Genomic DNA, 20,164 nt, shown 5'->3' with positions numbered 1-20,164 from the left:
TCAAAACGATTCGTTTAGCAATGTTTAAGCAAAAACAAAGCCGCGCGGTTTGGATACTAATTTGTGTTTTGCTTGTAGCACTTAATCTGCGCTTAAGCCTAGCGGGCGTTGGACCTTTAATTAATGACATTGCGCTGACGTTCAAGCTTTCTAATGCTTTGTTGGGTCTATTAACAACGTTACCGCTTATCTTGTTTGCTGGCTTTTCATTCGCATCATCAACTCTGATAACACGAATAGGGCTACGTCACGCCCTAATAACAGCAATGGCTGTCTTATCGATCGGCATTATTGTGCGTTCGCTAAATTTTGAAATATCACTTTTCATAGGATCTGCACTCATTGGTTTGGCCATAGCCATCGGTAATGTCAGCCTGCCTGCCATCACTAAGGAGCGCTTTGCTGAGCGTGCTGGCAAAATAACAGGCGCTTATTCTGCCACCATGTCTATTGGTGCGGCTTTAGGTGCGGGTTTAAGTGTTCCCATGGCCCATACGTTAGACTTAAATTGGCAACTCACATTGTGTTTAGCCAGTATATTCTCCGTGATCGCGTTGATTGTCTGCGCGTGTAAACTTCACTTGCAAGCAGAGCCTGAGCTGCCTAGCCCATCGCTAGCAACAAAATCCTCCTTGTGGCAAAGCGGTCTGTCTTGGCAAGTTGCTATATTTATGGGCTGCCAGTCATTTACATTTTATGTGATACTTGCTTGGCTACCCACAGTATTGATAGACAGAGGAATGACGGCAGCGCAAAGCGGTTGGCTACTAGCTGTGGTGCAATTTACCGGCATTGCAGGAGCACTGCTTGTACCGATACTTGCTGGGCGAAAAGGCAATCAACTGCTTATCGTTGTATTATTATGTACTTTGGAAAGCGCTTCACTAATGGGGTTATTGATTGCCGGCAATAGCTGGATGATTTGGCTATGCGGTTTAATTGGATTTGTGCTGGGAGGAACATTTAGTTTATCGCTTATGCTCATTGTGCTTCGCGCGAGCTCTGCAGTTGTTGCCTCACAGCTATCTGGTTTTGCACAAGCAATTGGGTATACCATAGCAGCGCTAGGCCCTTTCCTTTTTGGTTATATTCATGACATCACTCACAGTTGGCACCCGTCTTTAATGATGTTATTTATTGTCCTGTTAATCAAGTTCGTCTCTGGCCTTGGCGCTGGACAAGCAAGAACAGTGTAGAGATACGATTTATCATGAACAAGAAGAATACAAGGTAGACATGGACGCAATATACAGCGGAAAAGCCATCACCAAAGCCGGTGAAAAACTCATCGCCGATGATGTACTTAAGGACAATCAAGAGTTTTCAAACGCGATGGATGTGCTGTCGTATTGGCGACATACCTTTGAAGCGCCGCTAGAAACCGCGTTTGATGTTGTTGAAAAGGAAGCGCAAGCCTATGATAAACAAGCAATCTGCGCCAAGCGATTAAAGCGGCATGTCTCAATCGTTAATAAATTACGCCGTTTCGAAAAAATGAAGCTACGCAACATGCAAGATATTGGTGGATGTCGCGTTATTGTTAGTAGCATTAAGAAATTACGACAAATAGAACGTCGTCTTAAAAAGCGCAGTGAATTTAGAATTCGCGGTGGCCAAGTGAAGATGAAAGACTATATTAACCATCCAAAAGAAGACGGGTATCGAAGTGTTCACCTAATAGGTCAGTTTAATGATGGGAAAGGTGGCAAAAAGTACATCGAAATACAACTTAGAACTGTCGTGCAACACTACTGGGCAACGTCGCTTGAAATTGTCGACTTATTCACCCACCAATCTTTAAAGACGAACCAAGGCGAAGAAGTTTGGAAGTCATTTTTTCGAGATGCGGGTGCCTTGTTTGAAGTTATCGACAATATTCACCTTTTCTCACAACTCGATCATAAAAGTCAGTTCGAAAAGATGTACGAGCACATATTTCAGCATCCCGATAAAAAGGCGCGAGAGCATATGTTGGCGTGTTGCAAACGGGTCGTTAAAAGCTGTCGCGATCTTAAAATAATCAATAAGCTCGAGGCCTATACCGGCTCACTAAAAGTCGTTGACGATAGACTTAACGATGAGCGCATTCGCGGGTATGTATTGCTTGAAATTAATATGAAACAAAAGAAAGTCCAAACGACCGTGTTTGAAGAAGAAAATGCGCAAAAAGCGGCGCAGGTGTATGTCGCGGCGGAGAAACATGCGGCAGTGACAGAAGATGCGGTAGTAGCGCTGGTATTTAGTAATGCCGTTGGTGGTATTAAGTCGGCGTACCCGAACTACTTTGCAGATTCGAGTGAGTTTATCCGTTGTTTACTTTACATACGCCGTATTTATGAAGCGTATGATTCAGAAAAAAGCTTTTCTACTAGCGTCCTAAAGACCTTGTTCGGTGTGAAGCAAAAAAATTAAAAAGGAGCAATGAACATGACCAGTAGCGCAGAACAATTGCGCACTTTCTTACTAAGTTGGTTTGAGCTGCATTTACCCGGCAGTCCCTTCCTGTGGTATGACATCGCCGTCGTTGCATGGTTAACCATTATTGCCATTGTGTTGCACCTTTTGTTTAAAGCAATTGCAAAAAAAGTCTTCAGCGCCAATTTCAACTTTGGTAAAAACGGACAAGCTTCCAGCACCGTTGTACCATTAGTGTTTAAACTTATCCGCCGAATATCGTATGTACTGCAGGCGGTAATTATCATTATACAGGCCAATGTTTGGCTCAAAGAAGGCGTGACATTTCAGCACATCGTGCAGGTTGTTGCTGACCAGTGGATAATACTTTTCTCATTGCTATCGCTATTTACCTTGCTGGATATTTTTCAAGCCTTGTCTGATAGAAAGGCTCGTCAGGCACATTTTCCACTGCGTGGCCTATTACAAACTGTCAAACTTATTGCCAGTGTGCTCACGGGGATCCTTGCGATATCTTTATTGATGGATAAGTCTCCACTCATACTGTTAAGCGGTTTGGGTGCACTTTCTGCAATCTTACTGTTGGTGTTCAAAGATCCTATCTTAGGCCTTGTAGCCGGTATTCAGTTGTCGGCCAACAATATGCTAGCCGTGGGTGATTGGTTAGAGATGCCAAAATACGGTGCCGATGGTGATGTTATTGATATCGCACTGACAACGGTTAAAGTGCGTAACTGGGATAAAACAACGACCACTATTCCTACCTATGCCCTTATTTCTGATTCCTTTAAAAACTGGCGCGGTATGTCAGAAGCAGGCGGAAGACGAATAAAGCGGGCGATCAACATTCAAATGAGTACGGTGTCTTTTCTTACAAATGAGCATGCTGACAAGCTTAAAAAAGCCGATCTTCTGCAGGAGTATTTGTCGACATCTTTGCCGGCAATTGAGGAAGAAAATAAAGCCAAACGAACGGACCTTACCATGACACTAAATGGTCGACGCCTAACGAATTTGGGCACTTTTAGGCGGTACTTGCTAACCATGCTTAAAAGCCACCCGTACATTCATCAAAATATGACCCTATTGGTGAGGCAGCTATCACCTTCGAATGAAGGTATTCCCATTGAAATATACGCATTTACCAACACAACAAAATGGGATAAATATGAAGACATCCAGTCTGATATTTTTGATCATATTTTAGCAGTTTTACCCGAATTTGGCTTAAAAGCGCATGAGTCGCCTACTGGCGATGACGTTCGTTACCTTAAAGCTATCAAGTAAAGAAGTACAATAACAAGATTGAAATCAAGGCGATGGAATATGCAAGTTGCAATGACCAGACGCGTTTGGATTAATTAGCGTACTCTCATAAGCATGAATTGTCTTCTAAGGTACTAAGTCTCAACAATACTAAATACGATGTCATCACTATTGTCTAAGCATCCAATAAAATTGTCAGGCCACGGAATTATGGTGCCTTTAATCGTGGCGAGCAAACCATTACCCACAGCTCTTACAGTGCTTGCGTAGTCACTAAGACTGCGTTGCGGATGAGGCAGTAAAACACGCACTCCAAAAATTGAAACGACAATCACACCAAGCTCTGGAGCTTCAGCTAGCGAGTTTTCTTCCGCCTCAAGGGAGTAATATTCTAGATGATAATTAACGATTGATTCAGAAGGCTCGCGGATTTGCCGACGAAATGCGCTGACACTATCACTAAATGCAAACGAATAGACTATCGCCGCAGTAGCAATCAGAAATGCGGTTTTGAGATGGCCTACTCTCACTAACTTTTCATTGTAGTGATATCGAGACTCGCTATTTAATGCGAATGTTAAGCCTTTATCTGAGCTCGCTATTTCACGGGCAAAATTTTGTACAGATTGAATATCTTGTGGACTGTTTGCCTGCTTAAGTATTGCTATATTTATTGTTGAGTCGTCATCATCTTTTGTCAGTTCAACTCGCAGCCGAGTACCATTTATGTCAACGGTGGCTCTTTCCTTTTGCGTAAAGGTTTGTGTGGCCATACTCCGCGCCAGTCTGTGCATATTTTGCTGCTTCGCGATGTGACTATCAATCGATATGCCTGCATCATTGTTACATTGAGCACATGTTAGAATAATTTCTTTTCCGCCCATAGACTTCGGCGGGACGTGCTCAAGCGTCAACTCATCTATTGACTTAAATTCGCCACACAAGGGACAACAGTACACATTGGCTGGACAGGTAACTATGTTCGATAAGTTAGCAACACCTTGCTCGAACAATCTCAATTTTTTTAGTGATTTTCCACTTGGCACTTTTGGAGACCTTTTCGTTATTTAAGATTAAACCAGTACTCTGTGAAATTTGCTTAAAGCAGGCTGTTTATAGGTAAAATACTCAATATGCTAAGCGCGAAGTTATTCAACACCCCAGAGCCCGGTTCGCGAGTATGCGTAATCAGATTGCCATTTACAGTTTCATGCCAAACGATATCTCCGCTTTCGTCTAAACTTAAGGCGTACGCCGCACTGTCTATATTCTCAGCAAACTGAGTGTTTACCTGTGTAGTCAATTCTTCATGGTAAATAATAAATCCTAGCTCTGTATTGATATTGATTGAGCGTGGATCAAAGTTGAATGAACCGATAAATAGTCGTTTATCATCAATCACGAACATTTTTGCATGTAGACTAGATGCTGAGCTGCCAAAGGGGCCTAATTTATCCTTCAGCTTATTTGAGTCTGCTCGAGTAGGTTTCAACTCAAATAATGACACCCCGGCATTGAGCAAGGTCTTGCGATGCTTTGCATATCCCGCATGAACAGGCAATACGTCGGTAGCCATCATCGAATTGGTTAAAATATTGACAGCAATACCCTGCTTAGCGAGTGCCGTAAAATGCGAGACCGCTTTTGGCGTAGGCACAAAATAGGGAGAGACAATCAGCACACTTTTAGTGGGCACGCCCAGCGCCTCATGCAGCTTAGCGACCAATAAATCTTCATCGTTGTTGGTGTTAAGCGTTTTCTGTGGACTGTCGCTTATTAGCTTAACCTCAGACCACGAAAACGCAAGCGTACCTTTGGCTAAAGTATCAATGATGGATGATTGCTTGATTAGCGTGATGTACTCTTGTCGTCGAGGGTTATTAGACTGCTCAGGAAATAGCATAGCGGTTGAATAAACAGCTTTATGTTCGTTGTTCACTAACTGCGTGATTGGATAGGCTGATTGACTTGCCCAGTATCGGTCGAAGTCACTCGATACATGGCCCACAATGTCGCCAACGGCAAGTACATCTATATCTTCTTTTAGGACATGTTGCGTGGCACCAAAATAATCATCGGCGATATTACGACCGCCAATGACTGTCACCACATTGTCTACCGTAAATGACTTATTGTGCATGCGTCTATTTACGCGAGTGAAATGTGTGATATACCCAAGCCATTTGTGCTGTCTTTGCACGAAGGGATTAAAAATTCTTACATCGATATTGGGATGATTGCTCAGAGTGTAAAGTGCATCATCAAGCTCATTAATACCGTTATCGTCTAGTAACAGGCGCACCCTCACGTTCCGATTGGCAGCGCTTAACAAAGCCTCGAACATCAATGTGCCAGTTACATCTGCATCCCAAATGTAGTACTGCAGATCGATTGTTTTCTCCGCGCGCTCAAACAATAACATGCGCGATGCAAAGGCGAGCTGTGGATCGCCCATCATATAGACACCACTGGTTCCTTCTTTGTCATGTTTTGACTTAGATACGGCCTGTCCTAATGACGTTTTGTTAGCCTCTGAAGCGCTAAGTGCATGCGAGGGATATCTATCTGTCACTGGCGACAAGGAACAGCCTCCTGAAGCTAATATTAGGATGGCTAGTGCGCACCCCATGACTGCCATCGTATAGATTTTACGTCTGCTCATGTTTAGACACACTAGGTGGTGTTTCTACTCGGTGCTCTATATATATTGCCAACAGCCAGTCACACAAGGCCACTGTCAACGCCGCCACCAAAGCACCTGCTAAGGTTAGCAATAGACGCGTATAAATGGCGTAAGATGCATCTTGACTTGACAATGAACCTGCGATTAAGGCTAAGGCAACTGAAAACGCATACTGGTATACCATACTCGGTCGTTGACTATCTAGCATACGCGTGCCGAAATAAATGCCCATTAAAAATATCAACAGTAATATCACCACCAAATGCGGTGTGATTGAGAAAATAAAAAGGCATGCCGTAGCGGCGACACAACCAAAACAGGTTGCCATGACGCGTTGTTTTGCTTCATACAACATTGCATATCGCGTCGGAAATACAATGACCATGGCGGCTATTACCGCGAGCATCATGTCTGATGGCTCCATCACCGTGTAAATATAAAAACTAAGTCCACTCAATACCGTGGCGCGAATACACGCATTAAGCGTTACGTTCCTATTGGTAGGGACGGGCTCATCAACATGCATTTCTTTTGTTTTCGGAGGGAAAATAAAAAATACTATCGGAATAATGACCAGCGTCACTAATGAGGCTTGCACAAAACCATCTCGCATACTCATTAATATGACGTTGCCGTGCATGCCCATTACCGACATAAGCACTGCGACAACGATGATGAGCATACCGGCCTGCGCGCCTGTTTTCAAAATCATGTAGTAGCCGGTAAAATACGTAAGCCACATTACGATGATATATACACCGGGCATTGGCCGCAAAAAAGCAATCAGCGTGCTCATGACATATACCATGACTATCATGGCAATAGGGCCAGCCAACGCTTTGCCAGCATTAAAGCCTTTTCGTTGCGCGGCAATTAAGCCGATAGGCAATGCTGCTATTAATGGCGGTAGTGCAGGGGCTAATATTGCTACTGCCAAGTAGGCAAGTGATCCAGCAAGTCCCAGTCGCAGTGCATAATACGGATCATCTTTTCTTGTTGGAGCAGGCGTTACGTACATAATATTAACCGTTTAATACAAGTAAGAACTAAGCGAGCGCAGGCGTTGTAGCAATGCACCCAACCAGCCGACGGGATTGCCCGATTCTTTCGCGTAAATAATAGCATGTACTTGCCCCCCTACTTTCACTTCTCTAGGCCAGTTATCCATACCACCGCTAAGCTCAATTTTAATAGGGATACGCCTAGCAGGCTCAAACCAACGATTGTCGACTTGACTCACCGCCAGCCCGTCTTGTGTTTGTTTCCCGATGCTAATGCCCCATGCTACGCTGGTGACCTTGGCCTCAAATATTTGGCCGGGTAACGCGTCAAATAATACGGATGCCATGTCTCCGGTATTCACATGCCGAAGCTGATTTTCGCGAAGCTCAAGGGTGATCCACACTGATTGCGCATCAATGAATGTCAGTGCAGGTTGCCCTGCCCCTACGTACTGGCCTGTCGATAAATTAAGATTGGTGATCACTCCTTTGTGGGGCGCGGTAATGGTGGTCGATGCTAAATCGTATTGAGCGGCCGCAAGTTTCGCCGATGCAGCTTCAAACTGGGGATTGTCCTCACCCGCTGGCCCAAGCGCGGCGACCGCACTGGCGAGATTGGCTTGCGCGGTATTAAACCTAGCAATCGCATCTTGTGTTTTTGCTCGTGCGTTGTCAGCATCGGCTTTGGGGATAAGCCCACTTTGTTCTAGTCGCTCAACACGCTGTTGTTCGGTCCGCGCATTATCTCTAGACACTCTCGCTTGTGTTACAGATGCTTGCGCCGCGGCAATGGAGGCACTAGACGAATCAAGATTTTGTAACACCACACTTAAATTTGCTTCTGCGCTTTTAACGGCTAACTCATATGGATAGGAGTCAATGGTAAACAATGGCTCTCCCGCGTCCACAACCGCGTTATCGGTCACGTGAATGATATTGACATTGCCTGACACCCGTGGCGACAACTCAACCACGTTTGCTGACACAACACCTTTAGACGAGCTAGGTGTGTATGCATCGCTCATGGCGAAGATCACAATGAAACTGACCAAAATCACTACGGTTACCAACACTACCTTTTTGGGGCTTATTGAAGACATGATTACTTCCTTTTCATTAGTCGAGTATTTGTGTGTTACAGGTAAACAGCAGAAAAACGCGCGAGTTCGATATCTTGTGTATCAAAAAGGCGAAGTGTTTCACCGTTTATGGAATAGCGATGGGTGTTACTCAATGCGTTCAAAAATGCTTGTTCATTTATATCGCTATCAGGACACGCCATTTTCGTTGCGCCTAATTGTGACACACTTAATGTGCCGCTATTCTCGCTTTCATTGTTCAACTCAAAGCTGCCAAAAAAGCGATTACAACCGCCGAATCCAACAAGCTGATTATCTTTTGACTTAAAGATGAGATGTTGTCCACGCGCTTGAGATGCACTCATTGTTACCGTTTGCTCATTTAATGTTTGTAACTTCCAATAGGTAGTCACCAAGGGGCTATTAGCGGATGTGTCATCAGCAAATGGCGTGTCTATCGCAGCCTCATTTGAACATGAGGCTAAACTACATAAACACATCATGACGAATAAAAATCTTGTTGTACTCATTGTCCTCTTACTCCTTCTCATACACGGTTTGTCCCGCTTTAACCGTTTTCATCACGACGATATCCTTTAGTGTCAGCGGATCGACGGTTAAGGGGTTATCATTCAAAATCACTAAGTTGGCTTGCTTACCCTGCTCGAGCGTTCCTTTTGTGTCTTCTTCAAAAAGTTGATAGGCCGCATTGGCAGTAATCGCTTTAAGGGCTTGATATGGCGACACGCGCTGCGCTTCACCGATGACATTTCCTGAGCGAGATAGCCGGTTAACGGCGGTGTAAAGACCAAACATGGGATCAATCGGTGTCACAGTATCATCAGAGTGGTTGGTCACAATAAGGCCCTTGGCCATTGCATCTTTCATGGGGCTTAGATAATGCGCTCTTGCTTCCCCTAGGTTTTTAACGTGAACATCCCCCCAAAAATACGCATGATTGGTGAAAAATGAAGGCAAAATATTGTATTTTACAAAGGTGTCTAGTTGGTCTTGCCTGACAAATTGTGAATGTATAACGATTGTGCGCCGGTCTTTATCAATAGATTGATCAAGCGCTTTGCTAGCATACTCATGTGCGGCAATGATCATATCGATACTCGCATCGCCGTTACTGTGAATAAATAATTGACGATTGTGCTGATAGCCCTTAACGAAAAGTGCATTTAAATTGTCTTGTGAGATGCTAGGCAAACCTTTGCAATCCGTCTCACAACCCTCAACCTCGGTTAAATAGGGCTGGCTAAAAAAAGCGGTCTTCCCCTGCGGTGAGCCGTCAGCAACAATTTTAATACCTTGAAACTTTACGCCGTCGATATATTCGTTAAAGGCATATTCACTGTCTTTTATACTGTGCGTGCCAGGCAAAGACACAATATCGATATCCAAACCGGTTTCTTGCGCCATCTTGATAAATAAGGCCATACTTTGAGGATCGGTATTGCCATCTTGCGCGGTTGTTATGCCGTGAGACAGATAGTATTGCTGCGCTCGTGGGAATAGCGCCTCTTTTTGAGGCGCAAAGGTTTCAATCGCTTTTCGCGCAAATTCATACATTGCGACTTCTTGCACAAGCCCGGTTGGCTCATTTGTACCCGCAAAGCGAACAATCTTGCCGCCTTGCGGGTCAGGCGTATTGCTATCAACATTTAATAGCGCCAATGCTTGGCTATTGGCCACGCCCATGTGACCGCTCGTGTGCTGCAAGTAAACAGGATTGTCGGTAAATACTGCATCAAGCTCCCGTTTAGTGATATGGCGCTTTTCAGCTAATTGGTTCTCATCATATCCCCATGCAAAAATCCATTCTCCCGCGCCAATATTAAACTCTTTTTTATAGGCTTGGAGCGCATCGATAATATCATCGAAGCTCTTAACACTACCCACTGGCGGGGCAGATAAATTGGCTTGCCCAAGGGCGCTGGCAACCATGCCTATGTGACTATGTGGATCAATAAAAGCGGGTAACAAAGTTTTACCATTTAAGTCAATAACGTTGGCACCTGCAAATTGAGCATTGGCCTTTGCAAGCCCTCCGGCAAAAACGATAGTTTCTTTATCTATCACAAGCGCCTCTACGTAATTTGGCGTTGAGCCTACCATTGTCACAATGTTGCCATTTTTAAAAAGTATCGGTACAACTGTTGCTTCATTGGTATCGACCTGTTTACTGCAACCAACACCAATTAGCACTACAGACAAAATAAGCGAGCAAAGCTTTACCACTCTAAACATCTTTACATTTAACGGTTTCATTTTTATTCTGCCTTGTCCTACAAAGAAGATTGAAGCAACACGATTACGGTACTTACTACCATGTCCACACCAATACTGATAAGAAAAAAGCCCATGACTTTGGTCATGGCCTGTATTCCGGTATTACCTAAAAATTTGACGACCTTAGAAGCGCCTCTCAAGACCGACCAACAAATGCTAGCTGAAACTGCTATACCGGCAATAACGACCGCAAACCCGATCACTTCGCTTCGTAGCGAGCCCGCATCGTTTAATTGTGAGGCCATGGCAATCACTACGGATATTGCACCTGGTCCACTCATTGAAGGCATGGCTAAGGGTATAAAGGCAATATCGTTAGCACAACTTCCTTGTTGGTTTGATGCGCCTGTGGCAATCGGAGCGGGGAATAGCATTCTAAAACCTAAATACGCAATGATTAACCCACCTGCAATGCGAAGTGAAGTGAGCTCAATTCCAAAAAAAGCCAATAGATGTGCACCAAATAATAAAAAGCAACTTAGAAACAGGAACATATACAATGCCGCCAAGTTAGCGGTCTTTTGTCTTTCTTGCTTTGAAAAATCACTGGTGAGCGACAAAAACATGGGCGCTGTCGAAAATGGGTTGGCAATGGGAATGAGCGCGGCGACAACGAGCGAGATATACCCGAGATATTCTGTAAATGCTTGCATACCCTGTCGACTCCAAAATGCGTTAATTAATCTGTATGTCAATACCTATGAATAAGCTATTTATCGCTTACAATTTTTCTTTGCTTTCCAAATAGCCACGTAGCAAGTTATTCATGTACGCTTTGTCTTTTTCAGCAAAATAGCTCGTCAATGTTTGGTACTGCTTGTTAACATCATTTACCGCTTTTTCACTGATGTCTTTTCCCTTTCTCGTCAACGCGACTTTAAAGCTACGCTTATCCTTTTTTGAAGGTATTCGTTTAACCAAGCCTTTATTCTCCAGCTTGTTGATCCTATTGGTCATAGCACCTGAAGTGATCAACGTTTGCTCTAAGAGCTGATTGGGCGTAAGTGCATGAGGCGCGCCCGCTCGGAGCAGCGCCGATAGGACCCCGTAGCTGGGAAGCTTTATATCATACTTTACAAGCGTTGCTTCCATCGCTTCGTTCATTTGGTGACTGACAATTAAGAGTCTGCCAACCAAGGCCATGTCATCAGTTAGCATTGATGGGTTTTCTATCTTCCATTGCTGTTGCATATGATCTGTTAAATCCACTTATATACTCAATTCAATATATCTTAACATTAAGGTAGTTTATATAAATGTGTCTGTCAACCTTCTATTATTTTGAAACATCGTTCGCCTGCGATCGTTTTCCTGAAAGTATCTTTACATTAAGATATCTTATTGTATCATAGTCGGTATTGTGTAAGGGTATTTGAGAGAGATAACAAAATGAAAGTGAATTCTCATGACAAAGACAAGAAAGTGATTAAACGAATAATTATGTTCGCTGTGTGTGCGGTACTAGTTGTATTTACTGCCTTTGTTATCAGCAGGGGTTTGTTTGCCACCTCATCAATTAATGAAATTAGCGCACAGACATTCGTAAATTTACAAGAGACGAATATGCCAGCACCTGGATTCAGACGTGCTCATGCAAAGGGTGTTTGTTTATCCGGTGAGTTTAGATCCAGTGGTGCACTGTCCCAATACTCTGATGCAAAGGTCTTCTCTGAGGGTGATTATCCATTCATGGGGCGTTTTTCTATAGCAGGCAACAACCCTACCGCGCCGGACCTAAAGGCCCCTGTGCGAAGTTTAGCATTTGCGATTGATTTAGGTCCAAGCCATCAATGGCGCGTTGCCATGAATACGCCGCCCGTGATGGCCGTAGGGACGCCGGATGCATTTTATAAGCAGCTTAGTGCTTTAGCGCCTGATCCGTTAACAGGTAAAAGAGATCCGTCAAAAATAAAAGCGTTTTTCAAAAACCATCCTGAGAGCGCAGCGTTTAATAAATGGAAGGAAAGTTACAGACCCACAAAGAGCTTTGCGGCCGAGCAATATCATAGTATCAACGCATTTTTTTTACATGATGGGCAAGGTAATAGTCAAGCCGTGCGTTTTATGGCCGTACCTCAATTTAGTGATGACAGCATCACAATTGATACAAGCAATGATGATGCCCTGCAGTCACAATTATTTGGCATGCTTGAGAATGGCGAAGTGATATTCAACCTAGAATTTGTCTTGGCCAATGCGCGGGATGATGAAACCAATCCAACTGTTTTATGGCCAAAACAAAGACAACGCGTGATGGCTGGACAGCTCGTTATTACATCAGCAAGCGCGCAAACAGACTCACGCTGCGGAGCAACTAATTTCGACCCACTTATATTACCAGAAGGAATAAGTGCGACAGCCGATCCAATACTACGAGCGCGAAGCGCAGCATACGCTGAATCTTATCGTCGCCGGGCAAAAGAACGGTTACTTAACGACAACGACGATATTCAAGCACAACTAAGGAGCCAATAGCATGAGTCATTCATATTCAAGCGGTTCAAAAATACTCCACTGGTCGATGGCACTCATTATTTTATCGATGTTAGCGCTTGGTTTTTCAATGGTACAAAGCCTAGCGGTATGGCAAGTGGAAGCAATTGCACTTCACAAATCTTTTGGCATTCTCGCGTTTATCTTAGTCATTGTGCGCGTTGTCAATCGTGTTAAAACACCCTCTCCTGCTTTGCCTGATGACTTAGCAAACACCCAAAAGCTCGCGGCCAAAGCGACGCAAATTGGACTTTATGTGGCAATGTTCGCGATGCCTTTATCAGGGTATTTAATGCAGAATGCGGACAATAGACCCGTTACCTTCTTTGAATGGTTTGCACTACCAAATCTAATAAGCCCAAATATTGAATTGTACGCTGTATTTCGTGAAATACATGGACTAGCTGCCATAATATTTCTTGTTTTGATTACGATGCATGTGTGCGCCGCTTTGTATCATGGCATTGTGCGCCAAGACAGCGTGTTATCTTCAATGACAATGAGTAGTAAGTCGGCATCATCAAAGCACGAGGAATGACAACGTGAGTTTACCGATTGAAGCGGCCGTATGGGGGTTCGTCGCCGGTTGTGCACTTATTTTTGGCGCTATTATTGGCTACTTTGTCAAACTGCCTCAAAAAGTCATCGCGAGTATCATGGCATTTGGTGCAGGCGTGTTGATTTCAGCGCTGTGCTTTGAGCTTGTGGGAAAAGCAACTGAGCAAGGCGGATTTCTGCCCACTCTTTTAGGATTCAGTGCAGGCGTATTGGTTTATTCTTCAGCGAATTATATGGTCTCTCACGCGGGCGCGAAACACAGAAAGCGTGCTAGACCAAAGGCCAACTCACATGCTGCAAAGAATAACGTTTCAGCCCCAGTTGGCGGCGCGGGAATTGCAATTGCGCTAGGGGCATTAATTGATGGTATACCTGAGGCAGCCGCTATTGGCGTGAGCATGATTGACAGTGGAAATGTTGCACTGGTTACCTTGCTTGCAATATTTTTATCTAATATCCCTGAAGGTTTATCAAGCTCCGCAGGCATGAAACGAAGTGGTAAAAGTGCCACGTTTATATTTGGCTTATGGTTTTCTATGGCCTTATTGTTATCACTCTCATCATTTGCTGGGTTTACGCTTCTTGGACAATTAGGAGACACTTATATCGCGTTTGCATTGGCGTTAGCAGCTGGCGCAATTCTAGTCATGATTATTCAAACCATGATCCCAGAAGCATTCGAGGATATGCATGATATTACGGGCCCAATTGCGGCCGTAGGCTTTTTGGTTGCTTATAGCGCTAGTGAATTATTATGAAAAAGAAAAATGAAAAAAACACCACAAAACGTTCCATGGGTGATAAATTTAAAATCGCGATATTAAAAGCACTAAAAAAACTATTTAAACGAAAACACCCTTATGCGCCGGTTAATTACCTTGGCCGAAAACGCACTCAACGTATATTGGGCGCTAAAATTAAAAAGAGGAAACAGATTGAGAACGACGATTCGGCAGATTAAGCTAATATGTGATAAACAAGTCGTGGAGAAGTAAGTTCAAGACTACCAACTATTCTTTACTCGCGAAATGGTTATATACAGTGCGCTTCGACACCTGCGCCACTTCCGCAATTTTGTATATGCTAGTATCGTTGACACCAAATTCTTTAAAAGCCTTTACTGCACCTCGCAAAATAGCTTCATGCTTTAGTTCGCTGCGCGTTTTTTTAACATCTTTCATAGTCATTTACTTTACTCATAACTGTGTATTTCGAAAAAACTCCAAGCACTTCTTTAGCGATAGTGATAGGTTTATTTTTTCAAATACATATAGTAATTAGTCTGACGAAAAATCCTTTATAATCGTATTAATAGTTTCTTTCGCATCTCCAAGTAGCATGCTTGTATTGTTTTTATAAAACAGTGGGTTTTCGACACCTGCAAAACCTGCATTAGCCGATCTTTTTAGAACGAAAACAGATTTAGCCCGATAAACCTCAATCACTGGCATGCCATATATTGGACTTCCTTTGAGCTCTTTAGCAGCAGGGTTAACTACATCATTAGCCCCAATTACCATTACCACATCATAACGCTCAATATTTGGATTCACCTCATCCATTTCTAGCAATTGTTCATAGGGTACATCTGCTTCCGCCAGCAAGACATTCATATGACCTGGCATTCGACCCGCTACCGGATGTATCGCGTAGTTTACTTCGCAGTTATTGTCTTCTAATAATTCTTGTAATTCCCTTAGGGCATGTTGCGCCTGTGCGACTGCCATACCATATCCAGGTACGATCAGTACAGATTGTGCGGCTTCAAGCACATAATAGGCGTCATGAGTCGGCATAACCTTAATCTCACCACTCACTTGAATGGCATCTTGTGTTGGCGTAGCAAAACCTGACAACAATACATTTAATAATGAGCGATTCATCGACTTACACATAATTTGCGTAAGAATAAGCCCCGATGCTCCTACGAGCAGTCCTGTGACAATTAAAATGACATTACTAATCGCCAAACCAGCGGCGCAAGCGGCCACACCTGAATAGCTATTAAGTAAGGCTATCACCACTGGCATATCGGCCCCGCCAATACTCATTGTTGCCCAGACACCAAACGATAGGGCTAGTAGCATGGCAATATAAAACCATATGATTTGCTCTGGATAGCTCACAAACAAAACAAATAAGGCACTAATACCCAGCAAATGAACAATGCTAATAAATCTCAAACCTTTAAACACTAATGCTTTACTACTAAAGTGCCCAGATAATTTACCCCATGCGACAATACTTCCGGTGAAGGTTATCGAGCCAATTAAAGCCGTTATAAACAGTGTCGTAAACATAAACGGACTTCCCTGCTCGAGTTGCATGATGGTGAACGCTGACAAGGTTGCCCAAGCAACCAGCATCGACGCAGCCCCTCCAAATCCGTTAAACAAAGAAACCATTTCTGGCATCGCTGTCATTTGAACCGTTTTTGCCTTGTATACACCAAAGCTCCCACCCGCAAGTATACCGGCGAGTATCCAATGAAACTGAATAATATCTTGGTCCAGTAGGGTGACCACAATCGCGATAAACATTCCCAAAGCAGATAGTAAATTACCGCGTTTAGCAGAATCTGGATGACCAAGTAGTTTAAGTCCAAATATGAACAGGACAGCTGCTACCACGTAAACTAGGTTAATCGTTAATTCAATGATATTCATATGATCATCCTATCGTTGCTTCTTTTTAAACATACTTAGCATTCTGTCAGTTACTAAATATCCACCGACAACGTTAATACTTGCGAGTGCAACGGCTAAGGTACCAAGGACAATACTCAGGAGTTCATTTTCGGTGCCGGAGCTTGCAAGTGCACCCACCAGCGTAATACCTGAAATTGCGTTAGAACCCGACATAAGGGGTGTATGCAAAGTAGCAGGTACCTTTTTGATAAGTTCAAAGCCTAAAAGAGCGGCAAAAATGACGATAATTAATAAGTAAATATTGTCCATTATTTAATTCCTTCGTAGTGTTTTAATAACTGCTCGTTACATACTTGCCCTTGATGGGTGATGATGCATTGAGAGAGGATCTCATCTTCTAAGTCGACAGCAAGACTGGCGATACTGTTTGTTGACTTCTCACTTTTGTGAGAGCGCGAAAATTCGTCAATTAAATGAAAGCAATTATTGGCATACATTTCAGTGGCATCTTTAACCACGTGTTGACTCCATTTACCTGAGCCGATCACAGTGACTTGGTTAACTTCAATTGTTTTCCCAGCGATGCTGCCTTCAACATTTCCACCCGATTCTGCTGCCATATCGACAATAACAGAGCCAGGCTTCATCAGTGCAATAGTGGCTTTAGGAATGAGCAAGGGCGGTCGCCTACCAAAGAGTTGTGCGGTAGTGATCACAATATCGGCCTCTGCAATTGCCTGCTGTTGCGCATCAAGTTGGAGTTGCTTTTGCTCATCACTTAAGGCTAAAGCATAACCATTCTGCGATTGCCCAGTCGCGCCAATATCAATATATAAAAATTTGGCGCCAAGTGATTCAACCTGCTCAGCAACAACACTACGCGTGTCATACGCAAGCACATTGGCGCCCATTCTTTTTGCCGTTGCAATCGCTTGCAAGCCCGCTACTCCCGCACCAATCACAAATACTTTAGCGGGTTTAATCGTGCCCGAGGGCGTCATCATCATAGGTAAGATACGGGGTAATGCTGCGGCCGCCTCGATCATCATGACATAGCCGGCTAAGCTCGCTTGGGAACTCAGCGCATCCATCTTTTGAGCACGACTGCTGCGAGGAATCATTTCGATTGATAAGGTACTTACATCGGCTTTAGCGAGCGCGCGCACTTTGGCCTTTTCGAAAAATGGATTGATGTGGCCAATAATAATTGCGCCGCGCTTCATCAGCGAGATGTGTTGTTGGCTAGGAGATCCCACAAACAAAACAAGGTCGGCGTCTTTTATACCTTCTAAGCCTTCACCAATAATAGCGCCCTCATCTTGGTAATCTTGATCTGCGTATCCGGAACGTAAACCAGCACCCGCTTGAACAATAACGTCAAAGCCCATACGAACGAACTTCTTCACTGTATTTGGGACTGCAGCGCACCGCCTTTCTTGATTTGTGGAGTTTTGTCCATCCTCGTTTTGTGTTTCATTAATAACAAAAATTTTCACGACGTCTTCCTTTCATAAACGATGGCGTAATAACATCGTTTGTTTTGAATAAACTTTCTTGCTAAAGCGACGATTTTCGCCTTAGTCCATTTTCTGTCGTTTAGTTTTAGCTATTACCTAGCGTTTATTATTTTTATTTTATGCCAGCTTGTTGTTCTCAAAGATAAATACATTGCAGTGCAAATTTATAACTTCCGACTATTTATTTAATAGAAAACATTTTAACGAATGTTGCCGTGGTTTGAAGTTTTACAAATCGTCCTCGTGGACTAGTTTACTCGCAATAGTGCTAGCTTTAGTTGCGGTGTTGGTGTTGGTGTTGGTGTTAAGTAGGATGGTGGGGTTGCGACTAATTAACCATTTCTTGGCTTTTTCATCGCTTATAATGCAGGTGAGTATTAGGAAGAAAAAAGACAATATCGCAGATTACACATACAAAAGCCTAGGATACTTCATACTTTTAAGCTAGCAGTGCATATCTAGTAAGCGTTTAAGGCGAGGCAAACCGAATAAAGTAGTGATACCTATCACTGACAAACGCTAAGCAGTTTGCTGAATTGTTCTACTACTTACATATTCGGATAGTTAGGCCCGCCCCCGCCCTCAGGTGTAACCCAAGTAATATTTTGAGACGGATCTTTGATGTCACAAGTTTTGCAGTGAATACAATTTTGTGAGTTTACTTGCAAAAACGGCCCATTATCATCCTCCATTATCTCATACACGCCTGCCGGGCAATATCGTTGAGCAGGTTCATCGTAATCAGCTAGATGTCGAGTGATCGGTATCGATTTAGAGGCTAGTACCAAATGACTTGGTTGATCTTCTTCGTGGTTGGTATTACTTAAAAATACCGAGCTCAAACGGTCGAAACTAAGTTTATTGTCAGGTCTTGGATATTCAATTTTATAAGCATCTTTTGCTAGTTGTAACGCTTTATAGTCAGCTTGAGGCTCATGCAAGTCTAACGGTAGTGAACCTGAAAAAATATTTTGATCAATTGTATTAAAGGCTCCACCTAAGGTATTGCCCCACTTATGAATTGCTGCAGAAAAATTTCTTGCAGACTTTAGCTCTTTATATAGCCAAGACGCTTGGAGTTTTTTATCGAAGTTCTCTGACGAGTATTCATGATCTGCATCAGTTTTATTTAATATTGATTCAATGACATGTTCAGCGGCTAGCATGCCACTTTTCATAGCGGTATGATTGCCCTTTATTTTTGCCCCATTTAACGTTCCTACATCACATCCCACAAGCATTGCGCCTGGCATAGTTGTTTTTGGTAGTGAATGAAGGCCACCCTTTGCTATAGCTCTCGCTCCATAAGATACGCGGCTACCTCCCTCTAAAACACTTGCGAATATGGGGTGATGTTTCATCTTTTGAAACTCAGCAAATGGATTTAAATGAGGGTTTTTATAATTTAAGTCAACAATGAGACCAATATAAATCTGGTTATTATCGGCATGATACATGTAACTCCCACCGGTAGCATCAGATAACGGCCAGCCTGCACCGTGTACTACCCTGCCTAGGTTATGCTGCTCAGGAGGAATATCCCATACTTCTTTGAATCCAATAGCATAGTGCTGAGGATCTACGCCCTCATCTAACTTAAATCGTGAAATTAATTGCTTACCTATATGCCCTCTGCAACCTTCCGCAAAAATGGTTTGTTTTGCGCGAAGTTCCATACCAGGCATGTAAGAGTCTTTAGCCTGATTATTTTCATCAAGCCCCATATCACCCGTAACAACACCTCTAACCACACCTTCTTCAATAATGGCGCTTGCCGCGGCAAAACCCGGAAATATTTCGACGCCTAAACCTTCAGCTTGTTCTGCCAGCCAGCGACAAACATTTCCCATGCTGACAATATAATTTCCATGATTCATCATCGTCTTGGGGACAAAAAGGTTAGGAATTTTGATTGCGCTTAACTCATTTCTACACAGATAAATAAAGTCTTCCTTTACTTGTGTAGTGATTGGCGAGTCCATTGATTGCCATTGCGGTAAGAGTTCATTTAGCGCGCTAGGTTCAAAAACGGCACCCGACAATATATGCGCACCCACCTCAGAACCTTTCTCTATGACACAAATCGATAAATCAAGTTGTTTGGCATTACTTAATTGCGCTAGTTTTATTGCACATGCAAGACCAGAAGGGCCAGCGCCTACAATAAGCACGTCGAAGACCATTTGTTCACGTTCCATTATTAGTAATC

Annotated in this window: 20 protein-coding genes; 7 read left to right on the top strand and 13 right to left on the bottom strand. The window is 43.3% G+C overall.

Annotation, left to right across the window (positions count from 1 at the left end; all coding sequences use genetic code 11):
• The first annotated feature begins 20 nt into the window (after positions 1-20).
• The 3 genes from GLIP_RS06720 to GLIP_RS06710 are packed head-to-tail and all read left to right on the top strand — an operon-like array spanning position 21 to position 3,702.
• Complete coding sequence (locus GLIP_RS06720; protein ID WP_008843848.1) at positions 21-1,196, top strand: CynX/NimT family MFS transporter; 1,176 nt, start codon at positions 21-23, stop codon at positions 1,194-1,196.
• Positions 1,168-2,412 (top strand): RelA/SpoT domain-containing protein, encoded by a 1,245-nt coding sequence (locus GLIP_RS06715; protein ID WP_226992190.1) that lies wholly within the window; start codon positions 1,168-1,170, stop codon positions 2,410-2,412. Before GLIP_RS06720 ends, GLIP_RS06715 begins: the two co-directional genes overlap by 29 nt.
• A 15-nt stretch (positions 2,413-2,427) precedes the next feature.
• Positions 2,428-3,702 carry a mechanosensitive ion channel family protein gene (locus GLIP_RS06710; protein WP_008843846.1) on the top strand — a complete coding sequence of 425 codons (1,275 nt, stop codon included), beginning with the start codon at positions 2,428-2,430 and terminating at the stop codon, positions 3,700-3,702.
• A 113-nt stretch (positions 3,703-3,815) separates the two neighbouring features.
• Here GLIP_RS06710 and GLIP_RS06705 read toward each other — a convergent pair whose 3' ends face one another.
• The 8 genes from GLIP_RS06705 to GLIP_RS06670 form a co-directional block, all read right to left on the bottom strand.
• Positions 3,816-4,727, bottom strand: coding sequence for an HNH endonuclease (locus GLIP_RS06705; RefSeq protein WP_008843845.1), 912 nt, complete (start codon positions 4,725-4,727; stop codon positions 3,816-3,818).
• A 53-nt stretch (positions 4,728-4,780) separates the two neighbouring features.
• On the bottom strand, positions 4,781-6,343 hold the full coding sequence (locus GLIP_RS06700) for a phospholipase D family protein (RefSeq protein WP_040522190.1): 1,563 nt from the start codon (positions 6,341-6,343) through the stop codon (positions 4,781-4,783).
• Positions 6,330-7,382 (bottom strand): FUSC family protein, encoded by a 1,053-nt coding sequence (locus GLIP_RS06695; protein ID WP_008843843.1) that lies wholly within the window; start codon positions 7,380-7,382, stop codon positions 6,330-6,332. The genes GLIP_RS06700 and GLIP_RS06695 overlap by 14 nt, the downstream gene beginning before the upstream one ends.
• 12 nt (positions 7,383-7,394) lie before the next feature.
• Entirely contained in the window at positions 7,395-8,465 is a 1,071-nt protein-coding gene (locus GLIP_RS06690) for an HlyD family secretion protein (RefSeq protein ID WP_008843842.1), read from the bottom strand.
• A 35-nt stretch (positions 8,466-8,500) separates the two neighbouring features.
• Positions 8,501-8,974 carry an META domain-containing protein gene (locus GLIP_RS06685; protein ID WP_008843841.1) on the bottom strand — a complete coding sequence of 158 codons (474 nt, stop codon included), beginning with the start codon at positions 8,972-8,974 and terminating at the stop codon, positions 8,501-8,503.
• A 7-nt stretch (positions 8,975-8,981) separates the two neighbouring features.
• Positions 8,982-10,718, bottom strand: coding sequence for an amidohydrolase (locus GLIP_RS06680; RefSeq protein ID WP_008843840.1), 1,737 nt, complete (start codon positions 10,716-10,718; stop codon positions 8,982-8,984).
• 17 nt (positions 10,719-10,735) lie between these two features.
• A complete protein-coding gene (locus GLIP_RS06675) occupies positions 10,736-11,392 on the bottom strand; it encodes a MarC family NAAT transporter (RefSeq protein WP_052154944.1) in 657 nt (218 codons plus the stop codon).
• 67 nt (positions 11,393-11,459) lie between these two features.
• On the bottom strand, positions 11,460-11,948 hold the full coding sequence (locus GLIP_RS06670; protein ID WP_040522187.1) for a MarR family winged helix-turn-helix transcriptional regulator: 489 nt from the start codon (positions 11,946-11,948) through the stop codon (positions 11,460-11,462).
• A gap of 180 nt (positions 11,949-12,128) precedes the next feature.
• Here GLIP_RS06670 and GLIP_RS06665 point away from each other — a divergent pair, with 180 nt between their 5' ends.
• The 4 genes from GLIP_RS06665 to GLIP_RS22085 are packed head-to-tail and all read left to right on the top strand — an operon-like array spanning position 12,129 to position 14,751.
• Positions 12,129-13,214, top strand: a complete 1,086-nt coding sequence (locus GLIP_RS06665) for a catalase family peroxidase (protein ID WP_008843836.1) — start codon at positions 12,129-12,131, stop codon at positions 13,212-13,214.
• A gap of 1 nt (position 13,215) precedes the next feature.
• Complete coding sequence (locus tag GLIP_RS06660) at positions 13,216-13,770, top strand: cytochrome b (protein ID WP_008843835.1); 555 nt, start codon at positions 13,216-13,218, stop codon at positions 13,768-13,770.
• Positions 13,771-13,774: 4 nt separating this feature from the next.
• A complete protein-coding gene (locus GLIP_RS06655) occupies positions 13,775-14,548 on the top strand; it encodes a ZIP family metal transporter (RefSeq protein ID WP_008843834.1) in 774 nt (257 codons plus the stop codon).
• On the top strand, positions 14,545-14,751 hold the full coding sequence (locus tag GLIP_RS22085) for a hypothetical protein (RefSeq protein WP_008843833.1): 207 nt from the start codon (positions 14,545-14,547) through the stop codon (positions 14,749-14,751). The genes GLIP_RS06655 and GLIP_RS22085 overlap by 4 nt, the downstream gene beginning before the upstream one ends.
• Positions 14,752-14,800: 49 nt before the next feature.
• On the opposite strand, the gene GLIP_RS21640 is transcribed toward GLIP_RS22085, so the two are convergent.
• The 5 genes from GLIP_RS21640 to GLIP_RS06630 all read right to left on the bottom strand — a co-directional run bounded on the left by GLIP_RS21640 (position 14,801) and on the right by GLIP_RS06630 (position 20,153).
• Complete coding sequence (locus tag GLIP_RS21640) at positions 14,801-14,971, bottom strand: TetR/AcrR family transcriptional regulator (protein WP_083880077.1); 171 nt, start codon at positions 14,969-14,971, stop codon at positions 14,801-14,803.
• A gap of 96 nt (positions 14,972-15,067) precedes the next feature.
• A complete protein-coding gene (locus tag GLIP_RS06645; RefSeq protein ID WP_008843831.1) occupies positions 15,068-16,456 on the bottom strand; it encodes an NAD(P)(+) transhydrogenase (Re/Si-specific) subunit beta in 1,389 nt (462 codons plus the stop codon).
• Positions 16,457-16,465: 9 nt separating this feature from the next.
• Complete coding sequence (locus tag GLIP_RS06640; protein ID WP_008843830.1) at positions 16,466-16,747, bottom strand: NAD(P) transhydrogenase subunit alpha; 282 nt, start codon at positions 16,745-16,747, stop codon at positions 16,466-16,468.
• Positions 16,747-17,934 (bottom strand): NAD(P) transhydrogenase subunit alpha, encoded by a 1,188-nt coding sequence (locus tag GLIP_RS06635; RefSeq protein ID WP_040522183.1) that lies wholly within the window; start codon positions 17,932-17,934, stop codon positions 16,747-16,749. Before GLIP_RS06635 ends, GLIP_RS06640 begins: the two co-directional genes overlap by 1 nt.
• A 569-nt stretch (positions 17,935-18,503) precedes the next feature.
• Positions 18,504-20,153 carry an electron transfer flavoprotein-ubiquinone oxidoreductase gene (locus GLIP_RS06630; protein ID WP_008843828.1) on the bottom strand — a complete coding sequence of 550 codons (1,650 nt, stop codon included), beginning with the start codon at positions 20,151-20,153 and terminating at the stop codon, positions 18,504-18,506.
• Positions 20,154-20,164 lie beyond the last annotated feature (11 nt).

The sequence above is a fragment of the Aliiglaciecola lipolytica E3 genome (assembly GCF_000314975.1).
Taxonomy (GTDB): domain Bacteria; phylum Pseudomonadota; class Gammaproteobacteria; order Enterobacterales; family Alteromonadaceae; genus Aliiglaciecola; species Aliiglaciecola lipolytica.
The sequence above is the reverse complement of the archived record's forward strand: the minus strand, read 5'-3'. Positions and strand labels throughout refer to the sequence as shown.

Bases quoted from the DNA above. Each gene is read 5' to 3' on its own strand.
- GLIP_RS06720 (WP_008843848.1), top strand. From the start codon at position 21: ATGTTTAAGCAAAAACAAAGCCGCGCGGTTTGGATACTAATTTGTGTT.
- GLIP_RS06710 (WP_008843846.1), top strand. From the start codon at position 2,428: ATGACCAGTAGCGCAGAACAATTGCGCACTTTCTTACTAAGTTGGTTT.
- GLIP_RS06700 (WP_040522190.1), bottom strand. From the start codon at position 6,343: ATGAGCAGACGTAAAATCTATACGATGGCAGTCATGGGGTGCGCACTA.
- GLIP_RS06695 (WP_008843843.1), bottom strand. From the start codon at position 7,382: ATGTACGTAACGCCTGCTCCAACAAGAAAAGATGATCCGTATTATGCA.
- GLIP_RS06690 (WP_008843842.1), bottom strand. From the start codon at position 8,465: ATGTCTTCAATAAGCCCCAAAAAGGTAGTGTTGGTAACCGTAGTGATT.
- GLIP_RS06685 (WP_008843841.1), bottom strand. From the start codon at position 8,974: ATGAGTACAACAAGATTTTTATTCGTCATGATGTGTTTATGTAGTTTA.
- GLIP_RS06680 (WP_008843840.1), bottom strand. From the start codon at position 10,718: ATGAAACCGTTAAATGTAAAGATGTTTAGAGTGGTAAAGCTTTGCTCG.
- GLIP_RS06675 (WP_052154944.1), bottom strand. From the start codon at position 11,392: ATGCAAGCATTTACAGAATATCTCGGGTATATCTCGCTCGTTGTCGCC.
- GLIP_RS06665 (WP_008843836.1), top strand. From the start codon at position 12,129: ATGAAAGTGAATTCTCATGACAAAGACAAGAAAGTGATTAAACGAATA.
- GLIP_RS06660 (WP_008843835.1), top strand. From the start codon at position 13,216: ATGAGTCATTCATATTCAAGCGGTTCAAAAATACTCCACTGGTCGATG.
- GLIP_RS22085 (WP_008843833.1), top strand. From the start codon at position 14,545: ATGAAAAAGAAAAATGAAAAAAACACCACAAAACGTTCCATGGGTGAT.
- GLIP_RS21640 (WP_083880077.1), bottom strand. From the start codon at position 14,971: ATGAAAGATGTTAAAAAAACGCGCAGCGAACTAAAGCATGAAGCTATT.
- GLIP_RS06645 (WP_008843831.1), bottom strand. From the start codon at position 16,456: ATGAATATCATTGAATTAACGATTAACCTAGTTTACGTGGTAGCAGCT.
- GLIP_RS06640 (WP_008843830.1), bottom strand. From the start codon at position 16,747: ATGGACAATATTTACTTATTAATTATCGTCATTTTTGCCGCTCTTTTA.
- GLIP_RS06630 (WP_008843828.1), bottom strand. From the start codon at position 20,153: ATGGAACGTGAACAAATGGTCTTCGACGTGCTTATTGTAGGCGCTGGC.